Source organism: Flammeovirga sp. EKP202 (assembly GCF_014534745.1).
Lineage (GTDB): Bacteria > Bacteroidota > Bacteroidia > Cytophagales > Flammeovirgaceae > Flammeovirga.
In genome coordinates, this window is record NZ_JACVVP010000037.1 from 23,732 (window position 1) to 40,033 (window position 16,302).

General features: G+C 34.1%; 12 protein-coding genes. 5 read left to right on the forward strand and 7 right to left on the reverse strand.

Annotated features, from left to right (window positions below; genetic code table 11):
- Nucleotides 1-222: 222 nt before the first annotated feature.
- The 4 genes from IC221_RS20095 to IC221_RS20110 all read right to left on the reverse strand — a co-directional run bounded on the left by IC221_RS20095 (nt 223) and on the right by IC221_RS20110 (nt 5,902).
- On the reverse strand, nt 223-2,202 hold the full coding sequence (locus IC221_RS20095) for a DUF3857 and transglutaminase domain-containing protein (protein ID WP_188170676.1): 1,980 nt from the start codon (nt 2,200-2,202) through the stop codon (nt 223-225).
- 178 nt (nt 2,203-2,380) lie between these two features.
- Entirely contained in the window at nt 2,381-4,030 is a 1,650-nt protein-coding gene (locus IC221_RS20100) for a mucoidy inhibitor MuiA family protein (protein WP_188170677.1), read from the reverse strand.
- A 273-nt stretch (nt 4,031-4,303) separates the two neighbouring features.
- Nucleotides 4,304-4,723 carry a hypothetical protein gene (locus tag IC221_RS20105; RefSeq protein WP_188170678.1) on the reverse strand — a complete coding sequence of 140 codons (420 nt, stop codon included), beginning with the start codon at nt 4,721-4,723 and terminating at the stop codon, nt 4,304-4,306.
- Between the two features lie 255 nt (nt 4,724-4,978).
- The gene (locus tag IC221_RS20110) at nt 4,979-5,902 is read right to left on the reverse strand and encodes a LysR family transcriptional regulator (RefSeq protein WP_188170679.1); all 924 of its coding nucleotides are present in this window, start codon (nt 5,900-5,902) and stop codon (nt 4,979-4,981) included.
- Between the two features lie 149 nt (nt 5,903-6,051).
- On the opposite strand from IC221_RS20110, the gene IC221_RS20115 reads away from it, so the two are divergent.
- Both IC221_RS20115 and IC221_RS20120 read left to right on the forward strand, forming a co-directional pair.
- Nucleotides 6,052-6,642, forward strand: coding sequence for an NAD(P)H-dependent oxidoreductase (locus IC221_RS20115; protein WP_188170680.1), 591 nt, complete (start codon nt 6,052-6,054; stop codon nt 6,640-6,642).
- A 187-nt stretch (nt 6,643-6,829) separates the two neighbouring features.
- Nucleotides 6,830-7,753, forward strand: coding sequence for a sugar phosphate isomerase/epimerase (locus IC221_RS20120; protein WP_188170681.1), 924 nt, complete (start codon nt 6,830-6,832; stop codon nt 7,751-7,753).
- A 405-nt stretch (nt 7,754-8,158) separates the two neighbouring features.
- On the opposite strand, the gene IC221_RS20125 is transcribed toward IC221_RS20120, so the two are convergent.
- The 3 genes from IC221_RS20125 to IC221_RS20135 form a co-directional block, all read right to left on the reverse strand.
- Nucleotides 8,159-8,878, reverse strand: coding sequence for a porin family protein (locus IC221_RS20125; protein WP_188170682.1), 720 nt, complete (start codon nt 8,876-8,878; stop codon nt 8,159-8,161).
- 99 nt (nt 8,879-8,977) lie between these two features.
- On the reverse strand, nt 8,978-10,672 hold the full coding sequence (locus tag IC221_RS20130; protein WP_188170683.1) for a sodium:solute symporter family protein: 1,695 nt from the start codon (nt 10,670-10,672) through the stop codon (nt 8,978-8,980).
- A 65-nt stretch (nt 10,673-10,737) separates the two neighbouring features.
- Nucleotides 10,738-11,043: a DUF4212 domain-containing protein gene (locus tag IC221_RS20135; RefSeq protein ID WP_188170684.1), complete on the reverse strand. Its 306-nt coding sequence runs from the start codon at nt 11,041-11,043 to the stop codon at nt 10,738-10,740.
- 227 nt (nt 11,044-11,270) lie between these two features.
- Here IC221_RS20135 and IC221_RS20140 point away from each other — a divergent pair, with 227 nt between their 5' ends.
- The 3 genes from IC221_RS20140 to IC221_RS20150 all read left to right on the forward strand — a co-directional run bounded on the left by IC221_RS20140 (nt 11,271) and on the right by IC221_RS20150 (nt 15,934).
- Nucleotides 11,271-12,476 (forward strand): exonuclease SbcCD subunit D C-terminal domain-containing protein, encoded by a 1,206-nt coding sequence (locus IC221_RS20140; RefSeq protein ID WP_188170685.1) that lies wholly within the window; start codon nt 11,271-11,273, stop codon nt 12,474-12,476.
- 284 nt (nt 12,477-12,760) lie between these two features.
- Nucleotides 12,761-13,777, forward strand: coding sequence for an NPCBM/NEW2 domain-containing protein (locus IC221_RS20145; RefSeq protein ID WP_188170686.1), 1,017 nt, complete (start codon nt 12,761-12,763; stop codon nt 13,775-13,777).
- A gap of 579 nt (nt 13,778-14,356) precedes the next feature.
- Nucleotides 14,357-15,934 carry a sulfatase gene (locus IC221_RS20150; RefSeq protein ID WP_188170687.1) on the forward strand — a complete coding sequence of 526 codons (1,578 nt, stop codon included), beginning with the start codon at nt 14,357-14,359 and terminating at the stop codon, nt 15,932-15,934.
- The last annotated feature ends 368 nt before the right edge of the window (nt 15,935-16,302 follow it).

The window sequence follows — 16,302 nt, forward strand, 5'->3', positions numbered from 1 at the left end:
TTTGTGAAGACGTTGCAATCCAACGTCTCCACAACACTGCATTTTAGAAGGTCATTATCAAACCCTTTTCTTTTGACTTCAAAGCCTTGACTTTTTTACTTCGTTTTTGTGTTAATACAAAAATGAAGAAGAAGGAAGCTTGAAAGTATATCTTATGGAATCTTGCAAAAAGATAGATTGAAAATTGAGGGTAATTTAGTTTAAAGTATGTTTCATAGAATATTAGTTATCAATTTTTTCTATTGCCACTTTTAAATTGAAATTTTTGACGATAGCATCTAGACCTGATTTTAGTTCTTGATAAACTTCAGGTTGATAAACTGCTTTTTTGAAAAAATATTCACCGTTTACAATGATTTGATTATTTCTCTTATCGTATCCAAAAGATAAATAAGTAGAAAAATCGTCATTATTTACATAAAAGGGATCAGGTAAATGGTTGACACCGTACCCTTCAGGCATCTTTATTTTAATGATATATTGATTCTTTTTAGGGTAAAGCATATCTACAGGGTATTCGCGAGTAGGTTGCTTTAATAAATTACTTTTAATGGATAATCCTTGAAAAGGGTCAATGACAAGTATATTATTTAATCTTGAAAGTCCTGATTGTCCTTTAAATGAAATGGTATAAGGAAGATTGATATTGTCATAATTTAAACTTTTTATTTCAGACACTTCGTTGAATAGTGATTTCTTAAAATACTCTTCAATTTTTTCAGTATCATCTTTAAACAATTTTCTATATTTATAGCCTTGATAAAAGTTCGCGACCACTTTCACATCTGATTCAACGATGTTTTCTTCTTCATCAATAGAAATATTGATTTCCGTTCTTTTGACAGAAGGAATATTGTATCCAATTTTCAACCAACTTACCTCTTTACTTTTATCAAGTATTAATGCATACTCATTGATACATCTTGTTGGAATCATATTGACTTCAAGAAGTGGTGCTGTAGCATCTGCAAGAAAAATTGTTTCACCTACTGTTACCTTAGCAAGTAAATAATTGAACATGCTTGTAAAAGGATAAGACATTTTTAGTTTTCCATGATCTCTTGTACTTAATATAGCTGGAGAAGCTTCTATACCAGCTTCTTGTAATAGTGCTATCATTAATAAGTTAAGGGCTGCTACATCTCCAGTCTTTTTATTGATCACATCTCTAGGGGTATCATAAGTACCAAACCCGGTAACTTTATTCCAAATGAAATTCTTTTTCATATAATTAATGATAGCAGAAGCTTTTTGAGCATCACTTAAGCCTTCTACTTTTAAGTCTTCTTGGAGCATCTTTTTTGCCATTCTTTTACAAATTTTCAAATACTTTCCCAAGTGTTCTAAGTTGTACAATGAGGTTATCAATTTCTCCCAGGTAGTGATTATTTCTTCTACCGTTAAGTCACTGTAGGTCACTTTAGAAATTTGAAAGTCAATTTTTTTGATATAATCATTGATTGAAGTGATGTATGCTTCATCTTTGAATGCTTCTACATTTTTTAATACAGAAGTATATATCATTTCTTTGTATTCTAAGCTCCCATAGCCTTTTGTAGTTGTTCCTTTTTCAACATTGTAATAATCAAACTCATCTATTCTTTGATCTAACCTAACGTATTCAAAAAAAGGAATCATAAATACCCTATGTTGACTATGAAGAGTTGGAATTTTTGATTGGAACTTCCAGTCTGGCATTTTAAAAATATAGGGTGTGATATGTTCGTATTTGTATTCAATAATGACACCCTCCTTTACATTAGGAAAAGTAAATTTCTTAATCATAGTGAATTCACTGATTCTTTCTGTGAATATGTTCTCAGCGGAAATTTCTTTTTTATCAACGATACGACCATTTTCTATCACATAAGTGTAGGCTTCGATATTTTTTACTTTTTCGAAATCCTTTCCCTTTTTAGCGAAAAAAGGAATAGAGACACTGGCATAATGTTCCCCTTCTTCATTTAAGATTTTTATTCTTTTGTGCCTTGTTGTACGAATAGAATACCCATCTAAGTAATCGAGAAACTTAGTTTCACCGACATCAAAAAGAACTACTGCTTCTGCAGCAGAATCAAAAGAACAGTGTGTTAACTTTATTTCTTCTTCTGATATTACACCTAATTTAGGTTCGATGGTATCTTGTCCTAGAGCAAAAAATGAATATACAGTTAGTAACAGTAGTAATAATAGTTGCTTCATTAGTATTTTTAATTTGTCTTGAAAGAAGGATATGCACTATTGATAGCCCTTCATAGGTTTATATTTATTAGGCTGCAAATATTGAACATATAGAGAAAAAATAAAATTTATAGTATGCTTTTATAAAAAAATACATTGTTGGCCCTTCAAGTTATAGACCAACAATGTAGTATTGATATTAATTGATATCTAAAGGTTCAAACCCTTTGCTAGGGTATTCTACTTCATATTGAAGGATTAATTCTTTGGTTTTGGAAGCCTCTAAATAGAATTCCCATTTGACTTCACCGTCTTCCTTATTCAAACGTCCTTTGCTTAATTCCAATGGAGTCACAATCACCTGATCATTGGTAGAAACAGGAATTTGATCCAGCACTTCAATATTGATCTTCGACGATTTATTATTTTTCACGGTAAGTTTCCAAACCCTATTTGTGCGTTTTTTATTACTAAAAGAACGCTTTTTCTCCATCTCATAGGCTCTTTCTCTTTTGACAATAATACTCTCATCAATGCCTAAAGAGATGTCCAATGTATCTGTAGATTGACTTGATTGCAGGAATGTTTTGCCTACAAACTGATTCTCAAAGTAGATATTGGCATTACCAGGAATGAAATTGTATTTTCCCCAATCCGTAACTTTTCCTACCAAAAATACATCAGTGTTAAGCTTAGGAATGGCTCTGTAAGAGTAAAGTGCTTCAATTTTTTCATTTTTCAATGAAATTTCCTTTTCTCTTGTACCATCATTAATCGTGTATTTTTGAGGTATTTTGTAAGTAAATTGTGTTTGGAAAGATGTACTTTCAATATTCCATCCGGAATAAACTTCAACTTCCTGTATATATTCTTCCTCTATCTCATCACTAGCTCCCCAATCATCATCATTAAACTCTTGTACTATTCTACTTTTTTGCGGAGCAATCTGTACACCAGCTACTTTATCTTGAAGCATATTATAATTATTTCTATTGGCTGAAACCAAGTTAAGGTAAAGGGGCTCAAGGTAAGGAAGTGTGTTGTCTTTTGATGGATTACCTGATGCAATGCTGACATTAATGTCTTTCCAATCAATTCCTGTATTTTGATAAATATTGGCTTTGAAAACGACATCAAAAGGAGAATTAATATCTGTAGCCAACACGTCATAAGTTGGGTTCCAACCTACATTATTCACAATATATTTTAGAAGACACTTTATATTTTGTTCTTTTTCGGATTGCACAGTTACCAAAATATCTTTAAAATAAGTCTTATGTTTCTTTCTGATTTCATTGGCTTCTTCTTGAAGCTTTTTGATCTCTTCACTTAGAGTTTTGATTTCTTTTTGGTAAATGCTTTTTTCCTTTTCTACTTGAAGTCTTTTATCATGAAAAAAGGCAAGAGCACTTTTCAACTCTGCAATATTTAGGTTATTGGAATTGATCGTTTTGTTGGCTTCTAAGAGTTCCAAATCCTTATTTAAAATCTCTAGATAGGTATCCTTTTCTTTAATTTTTTCTTTAATATCTTTAATCTGATCCATCAATTTTTGATAGGCATCATTATCTTTCAATAAGATATTATTTTGCTGGTAGTCTATAGATAAAACTCTTACCCCTTTTGCTTGAAATTGTATCGTATTTGTAAACAGGTAGGAAGAAAGCCCTTTAAAAATAATGGTAGATTTTCCCTTTGGTATTGCAACTGCAGCTTTTCGTTCCACACTTGCAGAATTGGTATAGACTGTTGCATTGCTCACATTGGTTTTTACTTCGATAGGTGTATTCGCCAACGTAAAAAAAGGAAGGCATAAAATGATAAATAGAGCGTTGATATTTTTTCTCATAAGAATAAGTATAGTGATTGATATTATAATTTGACTGAGTATTTGTTCCTATTTATAGAGACATTTGAAGTATGAAATAGGAAGCAATAGAAATGGTTATTTATAGATTGATAACATTTTATATAACCATAAATACGTTGAAAAATTGCTGTCTCAAGTAAAAAGTAGGGCCTTGTATCATCCTTTTTAACACAAAAAAAGGATTAAGCTTTCACCTAATCCTTTCATTTGACGATTGTTGTATGTTCTTTAATTCTCTGCTATTTCGAAGAATTATTTTGCCACCATTGTATTTTCAATAACGTTGACTTTATTTTTATCAACAGGCATTGTAATTGTGATTTCATAACGACCATCAAAGGCATATGATTCACGTTGGATTTCTGTTAATTCAATTCCAAATTCTTCAATCATTGGAATCGCTGCATTTGAAGCCTCAGCTTCTGCATAAATTTCGTATTCAGGCTTACTTACCACGTGTACTTTCATAATACCTCTTTTGTGGTTGTAAGAGTAAGTGTAAACAATATCGTTAAAATCGTTGTTGTTTACATCTTTACCAAATGCATTAGAGACAAACGCTCTTCTTTCTTTAACGTAATGTAATGTTCCTTCTTCAGTTTCTATTGTTTGAGCTTGTAATGAGAATAACGTTCCGAAAAATAATAATGATGAGATGATTAAATTTTTCATGATTTTTAATGGATTTATATTTTTGTAATAATTTATAGCTTTATGAACGGGAAAGGTTGAGATAAGGTGCTGATTATTAGGATTGATTAAGTAAACGGATGGTAACAAATTTATCTTTTCATCAACTTATTTTTTATTCATCAGTTTTTTGGTTACAGCACAATAGTATTTTTTTCTTTATATGCACTGTGTACTTCGGTGTTTTTGATGAAAAATGAAATGTAAAAAACGAGTCTTTTTTTAAGTTGTTCTAGTCTAAAAATTTATTTGATTTATTTCTTCAAATTTATCTTGAAAGATCTCTTCAACGTATTTTAGCTCCTCTTTTGACTTAATATCAGACCTTGAAGCAAAGTACAATGTATTGTCCGTACTTACTTTTCCTTCCCAGACTAATTTAATTTTACCTTCAGCAATAGCTTCTTTACATAAGAAATCAGGAACTAATGCCACGCCCTCAGCATGATAAAGGCATCGAATGATAGAAGTGATGTTAGGAAGAATATAATTAGGTTTAAAAGCAGGTTTTTTTCCTAAATTCTCAAACCAGAACCTTCGGAAGTGTTCCATTTCATTAGAAGCGCTGTACCAAGTCTTTTCTTGAAGTACTTCCTCCAAAGCTTTCCATTTCTTAGTTTTAATCAATTCTTCAATTTCTGTTGTCTCCACATTATTTCCAGCTATCAAAATGATTCTCTCTTTGGAAAAAGGAGTATACGTCACTTGTTGATTTTTGGTATCAGGAGTTTTTGGTGTAATCACCAAATCCAAAAGGCCATTACTAAGGTCTTTGATCAAATCAATATGACTACCAAATTTAGCGATAAGGTCAAATTCCAGTTGAGGTACTTTAGGTTCTAAAATTAATTGAAACATCTCCGAACACATTCCTATATGTAGTGAAGGTTTTCGTTCTTTTGAAGTTCTTCTAAAATGCTGTTCGGCTTTCTCCAATTTCTCAATGGACCCAATGATATATTCATATAGAAACTTTCCCTCTTCTGTAGGTATCATCTTTCGAGAAGTTCTTTCAAATAGCTTTTTACCAATATAAGCTTCCAAAGCATTAAGGTGCACGCTCACTCCGGGTTGTGATGAATACAAAGCATTGGCCGCTTTTGTCAACGTCCCATTTTCATATACTTCTTTAAAAGTTCTATACCATTCTAAATTGACCATATTTTTATCTATTAAAATTTTTATACAAAGGTATAAAATGTATTATTTTTATGATAGTAATTCGTGTTTTACTTTTGTAATTGTCAAGTCAAACGGATTGATAATCCAATACTTGGCTTGGTACTTATTATCATCAAAAAAACGAAAACATGAAAAATATACTAATCATCAACGCTGCGCACCCATTTGCTCATTCAGGAGGAAGATTTAATAAAACATTAGCTGAATTTACAGCCAATTATTATGCAGATAGACAAGATATAGACGTTAGAACAGTTCAGATTGGAGACGAATATGATCCAGTAGCTGAGGTTGAAAATTTTCAATGGGCTGATGTAATCATTTATCACGTACCGATATGGTGGTTCCAAGTTCCTTTTGGTTTTAAAGAATACATTGATCAAGTATTTACAGCAGGTCATCAAAATGGAATCTATAGGAGTGACGGTAGAAGCCGTAAAAACCCTGCGATCAATTATGGAACAGGTGGAATGTTGCATGGTAAAAAATATGTATTGACTACAAGTTGGAATGCCCCTAGTACTGCATTTACTATGAAAGGGGAGTTTTTCCAAGAAAGAAGTGTCGATGACGGTGTGATGTTCGGTTTCCATAGAATGAATGCCTTTACAGGGATGGAATTAATAGATACCCATCATTTTTATGATATGGAAAAAAATGCAGATGTGCCTAAAGAGTTAGAGAAATACAATGACTTCTTAAAGCAGTTAGCACTTTAAAAATACTGAATCAGCTCGTAATGGGCTGATTTTTTTTGTTTCATAAATTATTGAATTCGATCATTACTACTGCAATGCTACTTCAAGTCTCTTCATTTTTTTGATCTAGAAGAAAAATGCTTCAAATTGGATAGAATTTGAAACACATGTGATAGTACTGTTTCTCTTTGCTTTTTAATATTAAGGTATGAATAATAGAAGAACAGTATTAAAAGTGATGTTGAAGTCTGTCTTAGGACTGACATTTTTTCCAACTACTCTTTATACAATGAATGATCAAACTTCTTACGTTGATAACTTAGGTATTCAACTTTGGACTTTAAGAAATGAAATAGAAAAAGACCCTTTGGGGACATTGAGAAAAGTAAAAGACTTTGGATATAAGCAATTGGAAGGCATGGGACTCTCACAAGTTCAATCCTTGAAACCAATAGTATCAGAAGTAGGCTTATTCTTCACAAGTTCTTTTTTCCAATGGACCTATTTAACTGAAAACTGGGATCTAGCAAAACAGAAAGGGATACAAAAAATTGAGAATGTTGATACTTTCGAACATTTGGTGGAAATGGCTCACCGATTAGGATTAACACATCTTACTTTCGGTTATATCTTTGAAGAAGAAAGGGGAGTAGAAAATTATAAAAAATGGACAGATGCTTTAAATAAAGCAGGTGAACTATGCAATGAGGCGGGAATAATTTTATCCTACCATCATCATGGTTTTGAGTTTAAAAAAGAAAACAATACGTCTATTTTTGAAATCCTAACTCATCGCTTAGAAAGTGATTTAGTAAAATTTGAATTGGATACTTTCTGGTTGGAGATTGCGGGTTTAAATGCTACAGAGGTGCTTCAGAGTTTAAATGGTAGAGTAAACGCACTACACCTCAAAGACTTGAGGAGTAAGGATGAAATCTATTTTAATGACCAAATTGTGCCCCATGATTTTTTTGTTCCTGTCGGGAAAGGAGTAATTGATTTTCCCTCTTTACTTGAAGAAACAAAACGTCAAAATATCAACTCTTGTTTTGTAGAACAGGATTATTCCGAAGATACTTTTTTGAGTATCAAAGAAAGTATGGAGGGGTTAAGGAAGATAGAGTTGAGATAAGGGTGAGTAGATGTTGTAATGGTAACTAGAAGATTATTATAAAACCTTTGTCTTTTTGATTTGTAATCAGGCATTCATTTAGTAGTAACTCCCCCGGCCTTGAAGGGAAAAGCGTTAATAATTTCATGTATTGAGCCGTTAAAAATGATTTTGCTGTTTGAGCATCTCAAAACGATGAAGTTTTGATCGAGTTATCCTTTCAATAGGCTCAAGGAATGGAATTTAGCTTTTGCGTTCAAAGCCTTGACTTTTTTGCTTCGTTTTTGTGTTAAGACAAAAATGAAGAAGAAGGAAACTCCACTGGCGCGAATGTTAAGCGTGAGCGTCATTCGTGCCTTACAGATCATCAGAAATCTCATGATTTCTAAAAACCAGATATGTCCAAAAAATTGGTTTTGAGTTTGCTTAATTTTTGGGATCTGTTTCTATAAATGGAATAGTCACAATAAACTGAAGGACATTTACCCTAGACGAAACTGCAGCATCGTTGGCCGCAACATTTGATAACCCAAGTACATAACGGAGTCTTAAATCCAACCCTTTTCCTTCTCTAACTTTTCCAAAACTTTTTACAACTTCAAAAGCCCAACTGTAGTTCACACTTCTAAAAGCATTTTTGATGTCTTGGTTGATCGTGGCCTCATTCCCATTTTTTAGGTCTAGTTCTGTTATTTCTGTCGCTCTATTTAAGAAAGAAATTTGGGGACCCGTACTAAAATGCCAACTATCTGAAACGGAGTAACGGACTAAAATGGGAACATCAATGTATCTGATATTCCAAGAAGTATTAATTTCTGAAATGAGTGAATCTGCAAATTCAGGAACTGGCAAAATCTTAGGAGTGTTTCTTCTACTCCGATCACTGATCATTTTAAACTCAGCGACTAATTGAAACTTCTCTGAAATTTTGGTGTGTGTACCCAAACCAAAGTTCCACCCCATTTGTACATCCCCAGGTGCATTCTCGTAAAATGAGGCATTTGCCCCAACATCTAAACTTAAATGAAATTTTTCTGAGGCTACTTTATCACCAAATATTAAAACAAGAATGGCAGCTTGTCCATGACAAATTGATATTGAAAAAAGGATAAAAGCAATTGTTGTAATTATTTTTTGTCTACTCATAGTTCGTTTAAGGGTTTTCTACTTTTAAAATAGTTGAAATTATTACGAAAAAAAACCTCTTACCCAAAAAGAATAAGAGGTCCCTATTGATAATTTCTTTTAATGCATCATTACTTCTTTAGAAGCACCTTTTGGATAGCGTATACTTTCTACCATTTCCACTACATCAGATGGAGGAGGAGAGGTGAATTGAACTACTATCAAAGCAGTGATTACATTAATCAACATGGCTACTGTACCGAAACCTTCTGGCGAAATACCAAACCACCAATCTGCTGAAGTAGTTTCTCCAAATAGATGAAACTTATAGGTGAGGATGTATAAAATCATACTGCCTAGACCAGTGATCATTCCAGCAATAGCTCCTTCTTTATTCATTTTTTTATAAAAAATACCCAAAATAATGGCAGGGAAGAAGGAGGCCGCCGCCAAACCAAACGCCAATGCGACAACAGCTGCTACAAAACCTGGAGGATTTATCCCAAAGTAACCTGCTACAATCACTGCAAATGCAGACGAGATGCGGGCCGCTAAAAGTTCGCCTTTATCACTGATATTGGGCATCCATTGCTTCTTCAAAAGATCATGAGAAACGGAAGCCGAAATTACCAATAACAACCCAGCAGCTGTAGAAAGAGCTGCAGCTAAGGCTCCGGCAGCCACCAATGCAATCACCCAATTGGGCAATTGAGCAATTTCAGGATTTGCCAATACAATAATATCACGGTCTATGGTCAACTCATTGGCATTCGCATCTGCCAAATACTGAATTTTACCGTCTTGATTTTTATCTTTAAAGGCAATCAAACCTGTTGTTTCCCATTTTTGGAACCACTCTGGCATATTTGCATATTCTTGATTACTGACTGTTTCGATAAGGTTTACTCTGGCAAAAGCGGCAATAGCTGGTGCAGTAGTATAAAGTATAGCAATAAAAGCCAATGCATATCCCGCAGAAGAACGGGCATCTTTCACTCTCGGCACCGTAAAGAAACGTACAATCACATGAGGAAGTCCTGCAGTACCCAACATCAAAGCTGCAGTAATACAAAATACATCCATCATAGATTTCTGTCCCTCGGTGTACTGATTAAAACCTAATTCAATAGAAAGTTGATCTAATTTATCCAACAAATAAGTATCACTTCCACGCAAAGTATCACCAAAACCCAATTGGGGAATAGGGTTGTTTGTCAATTGAATGGAGATAAAAATAGCGGGGACCATAAAGGCAAAAATCAAGATACAATACTGAGCCACTTGTGTATAAGTGATGCCTTTCATACCGCCCATTACAGCGTAAATAAACACCAACGCCATACCTATAATCACTCCTGTATTGATATCCACTTCCAGAAAACGAGAAAAAACGACGCCTACACCTCTCATTTGTCCTGCTACATACGTAAATGAAACGATTAGAGCGGCAAACACTGCAATCGTTCTAGCTTTTTGAGAATAATATCGATCGCCTATAAAATCAGGAACTGTAAATTTCCCAAACTTCCTCAGGTAAGGCGCCAATAACAGTGCAAGAAGAACATATCCTCCGGTCCACCCCATAAGGTAAACTCCCCCGTCATATCCCATAAAGGAGATCAGGCCAGCCATACTAATAAATGAAGCCGCTGACATCCAATCTGCTGCGGTAGCCATACCATTTGCTAAAGGAGAGACGCCTCCTCCGGCTACGTAAAATTCTTTGGTAGAACCAGCCCTTGACCAGACCGCAATACCGATATATATCAAAAATGTGAAGCCTACAATGATGTAGGTCCAAGTTTGTACGTCCATGATTAAAGTTTGTGATGTGTGTAATAATTCATTAAATGAAGCCTAGCTTGAAAGTAATAATGCGATTATTCATCTTCTAAGTGATGGCTTTTATCCAACTTGTTCATTAAAAAAATATAGATGATAATCAATACACAGAAAATGTAAATACTGCCCTGTTGAGCAAACCAAAATCCCAGTTTGAAACCTCCGAAAGTAATTTCATTTAATGCATCTTTAAAAAGAATACCCGCACCAAAAGACGAGATAAACCAAATACTCAAAAGAATTCCGAGGTATTTTAGGTTGGTTTTCCAATAGTGTTTTTTTGCTTCAGAAGAGGAAGTAGTAGAGGTTTGAGACCTTTCCGTCTTCTCCAATTGTTTTTGCATAGTAAGTAGTTCTAAAAAGTTTGAGAAAAAAGTTCACAATAAGATAGGTGTTTACAATTGATGTTGAAAGTTTTGAATGAAAATTTTCTTACTCCTATAATGATAAATAACCAATTGTAAGTCAAAATATTGACGTAATCTCATTTATCACTAATGAAAAATTAAACTTTCTTTTTGATGATTTTATGATGATCTTCATGCTAAGAGTAAAAATTGATCATACAAAGATGAAAATACTACATACCGCCGACTTACATATTGGTAACCGCCTTCACGAACAATCACAAGCCGAAGAACAACAAATGACTTTGGATTGGATGGTGGATCTTGTCGAAAAAGAAAAGATAGATGTAGTATTGGTATCAGGAGATGTTTTTGATACAGCACAACCGTCAGGTCAAAGCTTGAAAATGTATTATAAGTTCTTGACGGAATTGGTGAGGACGAATTGTAAAAAAGTAATCATTACTGGTGGAAACCATGATGGTGCTTCTGTGCTAAATGCGCCCAAAGAGTTACTGTCCTTTTTAGATGTAACCGTGGTAGGTAAAGTATCTGATAATGTAGAAGAGGAAGTCTTTGCCTTTGAAATAGAAGGAGAAAAAATGGTCATTGCCGCAGTTCCATTTTTAAGAGATCAGGATATCCGTAAAGCCACAAGTGGGCAGCACTTTGAAAATATTGGTGACCGTTTTAAAGAAGCTTTGATTGAACATTACCAAAAGGTAGGAGAAATATGTGAACAGAAAGCGGATGATGATACCTTTGTAATGGGTATGGGACACCTTTTTGCCATTGGTGGAGAAACCTCTACTTCTGAAAGTGAAAGGAATGTGTACGTAGGAGGATTAGGGGATATAGGAGCAGATGATTTTCCAAAAGTATTTGATTATATCGCTTTAGGTCACTTGCATAGGGCTCAGAAAGTGAAATATGATTATATCCGATATTCAGGTTCACCTTATGTATTGAGTTTCAGTGAGATTTACCATAAAAAAGAAGTGGTGATTTTATCTACAAATAATAAGGAATTTAGTCTTGAACATGTAAGTGTACCTGTTTTCAGAACAATCAAAAAGGTAAAGGCTAATTTAGAAGAATGCTTAACTGAATTAACATCACTTTCCGCTCTAAATCATCAGTTAACCCCTTGGGTAGAGGTGGTGGTCAGTAATGTCAAAGCCAATGAAAACCCCATACACGAAATTTATAAACATATTGAAGACCTAAATATTGAGGTATTAAAAATTGGTATTCATAAAGAGTTAGAAAATAAAAAAGTAGAAAGAGTACAATTAGCAGATTTGGAAGATCTAACACCTGAGGAAACTTTTTTAGAACTTTGTCAATTGAGAAACTTGAACTTAGAGGAAGATCCTAAAATGAAAGATGCCTTCTATGAAATTTACAATAAGGTAAAGGAGAGGTCTTGATACTTTCCGATAAAGCTATTCAAAAACAAAATTGCCCTATTTACAATTCCAATCCATATTTTTATATAAATTGCTTTACCTAACGAATAGAAACGTAGTTAGGATAAACTTATTTTTTCAACTATTTGTGTAAATTATCTTGTATAATAACCCTAATTGAAGAAAATTGATTCTAATATTTTAAAAGTAGATCGTTAAACCTGCTTGTTGCTACTTTTGAGATTTGATTACCCTCCGCTTCTTTTAGTTTGTAGTACAAGAACTGATATTTGATTATTACTGAAATGATATTTAAAAAGAGTATTTTATTTTTTGGAGCATTCGCCCTGATGAGTTGGAATGCTATGGCCCAATCTGACGTTCCAGTGGAAATAATGAAAGGAAAGAGGACGTATTTGAAAAAGACGATGATACTTCCTCAGAGTTCTTCTTATTGGAAAATTGAACAAAATCAAGCGGTAAGTGGAGTACCTCTTCGTATGAAAGGAAAGTTATACGAAAAGGGGTTAGGTGTTCATGCTCCATCCAACTTGATTTATAAATTACCACCAAAAGCACACTACTTTTACGTTGTACCCGGAGGTGATGATGCACATCATGGAAAGATTTCAATGTCTATAAAAGTCGACAATGTGGAAGTTTTTAGTTCTGGTGTTTTTGATAGTCAATCCCAAAAGTATATGCCTAAATTACATGCAATAGATGTTTCTGGTGCTACCTTTCTCACTTTAATAGTAGATGATATAGGTGATAAAGGAGGTGATCATGCCGATTGGGGAGAAGCTTTCTTTGTTGAAGGGAAAAAGGAGTTTAAACCTAAAAATCCAGAATTAGCAAAGAAATTCTTCGAAGAGGATGATAGCGACCTTGAAGGTAAAAAAGTATATCTTGTGAAAGAATTAGCGACCACAGTTGATTCTTATTGGAAAGTACTCAATAATGAAGGCATTGAAGGAGGGAGAATTAGTATTGAAGGCCGTAAATATGAGAAAGGAATTGGCTTACACGCTCCTTCTAAATTGGTATTCCCGATTGAAGCCAATTACAAAACGTTTGTTGTAACGCCTGGCGCCAATGATTCTAACGGCGGTTTAATACGAATGAGAATTCAAGTGGATGGGAATGAGGTCTTCAATAGCGGTCCAATCAGAAGGTCAAACCAAGAACCCCAACGATTACAAATTGATGTAAAGGGTAAAAAAGAGTTGACATTATTGGTCGATGAAGAAGATGGTGATAGAGGTGGAGACCATGCAAGTTGGGCCAATGCTTACTTCTTAATTGACGACGGTTCAAAGTAAATACATTGTAAACTAAGTTTTCGTTATTTATATTGTTTAGAAATCAGGAGATTTCTGATAATCTGAAGGACACGAATGAGGCTAACGCTTAACATTCGCGCCATTGAGCTTCCTACCATTTTAGTTTGGTAGTACTCCCTCCGGCATTGAAGGGAAAAGCGTCAAGTATTTCAGGAATTGAGCCGTTAAAAATGATTTTGTTGTTTGAGCGCAGCGAGTTTAAAATCATTTAGGCGAGAGGAATGAAATTTAGCTTTTGACTTCAAAGCCTAGATTTTTTGCTTCGTTTTTCATCAATGGAAAAATGAAGAAGAAGGAAGCTTGAAAGTAGGACATAAAAGTTTGTAGAATAATCTATTGGAAGTTTGCGGTAATTTAGTTTACAAGGTAGCAAACTTATTTTCTTTTTAAAAAACCGAAATGTACATTGTTTAGTAAAAATAGAGTAAGAAAAGGGGGAGTAATACTTCTTTTTTAAGATGGATAATTTTTATTAGCCAAAATATTGACTTTACGGCATTGGCACATCTATTACATTGCATCCATGAAATGATACATGAAAAGTAAAGATTTTTTATAATGAGAATTCTACCATTTTTTACAGCCTTATTTTTAATTCCGTTATTGATGAGTGCTCAAGAGAAGAAACCCAACATACTTTATATTATGTCGGATGATCACACTTCTCAAGCAATAGGTGTTTACGGAAGCAGATTGAAAGCATTAAATCCAACACCCAATTTGGATAAATTAGCCAATGAAGGTGTTTTACTAACCAATACATTTTGTACAAACTCTATTTGTACACCTTCAAGAGCAACGATCCTTACCGGTCAATACAGCCAAACCAATGGTGTTCTCGATTTAGAAGGTCGTATTGCAGAAGACCAACAGTATCTGCCAAAAGAAATTAAGAAATTAGGTTATCAAACAGCAATTGTTGGTAAATGGCACTTGAAAGAAGAGCCAGGTGCTTTCGATTATTATAAAGTATTGCCAGTTCAAGGAAAGTATTTTGATCCAGTTTTCAGAGAAAGAGGTGATAAGGCATGGCCCAAAAATACAGTCAAGTACAAAGGACATAGTTCTGATATCGTTACAAATATCAGTATTGAATGGTTAGATAAAGGCTGGAATAAGGAACAACCGTTTTTCTTAATGCATCACTTCAAAGCGCCTCATGACTTCTTCGAGTTCGCACCTCGTTATAAGGACTATTTAGAAGATGTTGAAATTCCTGAACCATCAAGTTTGTATGATAACGAAAAGAATGGTTCTATCGCTACATATGGTGAAGATGGTAAATTAAGAAATTACATAGGTTCGTCTATCTCTAAACGTAATGTGACAAGAGATATGGGAAGAGATTTAAAGATTGACCAATCGTTGAGTGATAAAGAGTACACTCACGCTTCTTATCAAGAATATTTAAAACGTTATTTAAGATGTGTGAAAGGTGTGGACGACAATATCAAAAGATTATTGGATCATTTAGATAAAATTGGTGAGTTAGACAACACAATTATTGTGTATTCTTCTGATCAAGGAATGATGTTAGGAGAGCATGATTATCAAGATAAAAGATGGATGTATGAGGAGTCAATGCGTATGCCTTTAATTGCTCATTATCCTAAAAGCTTTAAGAAAGGAATTAAAGTAGATGCGATCATCAATAACACTGATTTTGCTCCAACGCTAATTGATTTGGCTGGGGGTAAAACACCAAAATATATGCATGGTGAGTCTTTCAAGTCTATTTTAGAAACTGGTAAAGAGCCTAAAAAATGGAGAAAAAGTACTTACTATCGTTATTGGATGCACATGGCACACAAGCACGGCAATCCGGCACACTTTGGGGTAAGAACGAAAGATTACAAGTTGATTTTCTTCTATTCAAGACATTTCGATCCTAACAAGAACCCTAATGCTTGGGGTGCAGATTATAATTTCGAAGGGCCAATTGCTTGGGAATTTTATGATTTAAGTAAGGATCCACACGAAATGAATAACGCTTATGACGATCCAAAATATTCAAAAGTGATCGCCGATTTAAAAAAGGAAATCAAAAAGCTTAGAAAGAAATATAATGAGGAAGACGGTAACTATCCAAAGCTACAGAAAATCATAGACGAGCATTGGGATGACAAGGCTCTATAAGGAATATATTCCCTATAACAGCACACCCAATACTTTAATGAAGTAGCACACGGTAAATGATACACACGTAGATTAAGCTCCGAGCATCTTGGGGCTTAATTTTTTTGTTTAGGGAAAAGTGGTTTGTGTTGTGTTCCGTACTGTGGTCCTTGAACCTTTTATATCGCAAGTGTTAAGCCGATAGGCGTCACTTGTGATGATACATTGGCGAAGTCTCCCGACTTCGAAATGAATGAAAGAGTGGTATTTCTATTCGAAGTCGGGGGACAATGAATAGTTCCAAGTGACGCTCACGCTTAACACTTGAAACATCTTGAGGTATTGTACTCTACAGAGTAGTATATTTTCAATTTTATCTACTCATTTCA

Bases quoted from the DNA above. Each gene is read 5' to 3' on its own strand.
- IC221_RS20100 (WP_188170677.1), bottom strand. From the start codon at position 4,030: ATGAGAAAAAATATCAACGCTCTATTTATCATTTTATGCCTTCCTTTT.
- IC221_RS20125 (WP_188170682.1), bottom strand. From the start codon at position 8,878: ATGAGTAGACAAAAAATAATTACAACAATTGCTTTTATCCTTTTTTCA.
- IC221_RS20115 (WP_188170680.1), top strand. From the start codon at position 6,052: ATGAAAAATATACTAATCATCAACGCTGCGCACCCATTTGCTCATTCA.
- IC221_RS20150 (WP_188170687.1), top strand. From the start codon at position 14,357: ATGAGAATTCTACCATTTTTTACAGCCTTATTTTTAATTCCGTTATTG.
- IC221_RS20145 (WP_188170686.1), top strand. From the start codon at position 12,761: ATGATATTTAAAAAGAGTATTTTATTTTTTGGAGCATTCGCCCTGATG.
- IC221_RS20105 (WP_188170678.1), bottom strand. From the start codon at position 4,723: ATGAAAAATTTAATCATCTCATCATTATTATTTTTCGGAACGTTATTC.
- IC221_RS20140 (WP_188170685.1), top strand. From the start codon at position 11,271: ATGAAAATACTACATACCGCCGACTTACATATTGGTAACCGCCTTCAC.
- IC221_RS20110 (WP_188170679.1), bottom strand. From the start codon at position 5,902: ATGGTCAATTTAGAATGGTATAGAACTTTTAAAGAAGTATATGAAAAT.
- IC221_RS20135 (WP_188170684.1), bottom strand. From the start codon at position 11,043: ATGCAAAAACAATTGGAGAAGACGGAAAGGTCTCAAACCTCTACTACT.
- IC221_RS20095 (WP_188170676.1), bottom strand. From the start codon at position 2,202: ATGAAGCAACTATTATTACTACTGTTACTAACTGTATATTCATTTTTT.
- IC221_RS20130 (WP_188170683.1), bottom strand. From the start codon at position 10,672: ATGGACGTACAAACTTGGACCTACATCATTGTAGGCTTCACATTTTTG.
- IC221_RS20120 (WP_188170681.1), top strand. From the start codon at position 6,830: ATGAATAATAGAAGAACAGTATTAAAAGTGATGTTGAAGTCTGTCTTA.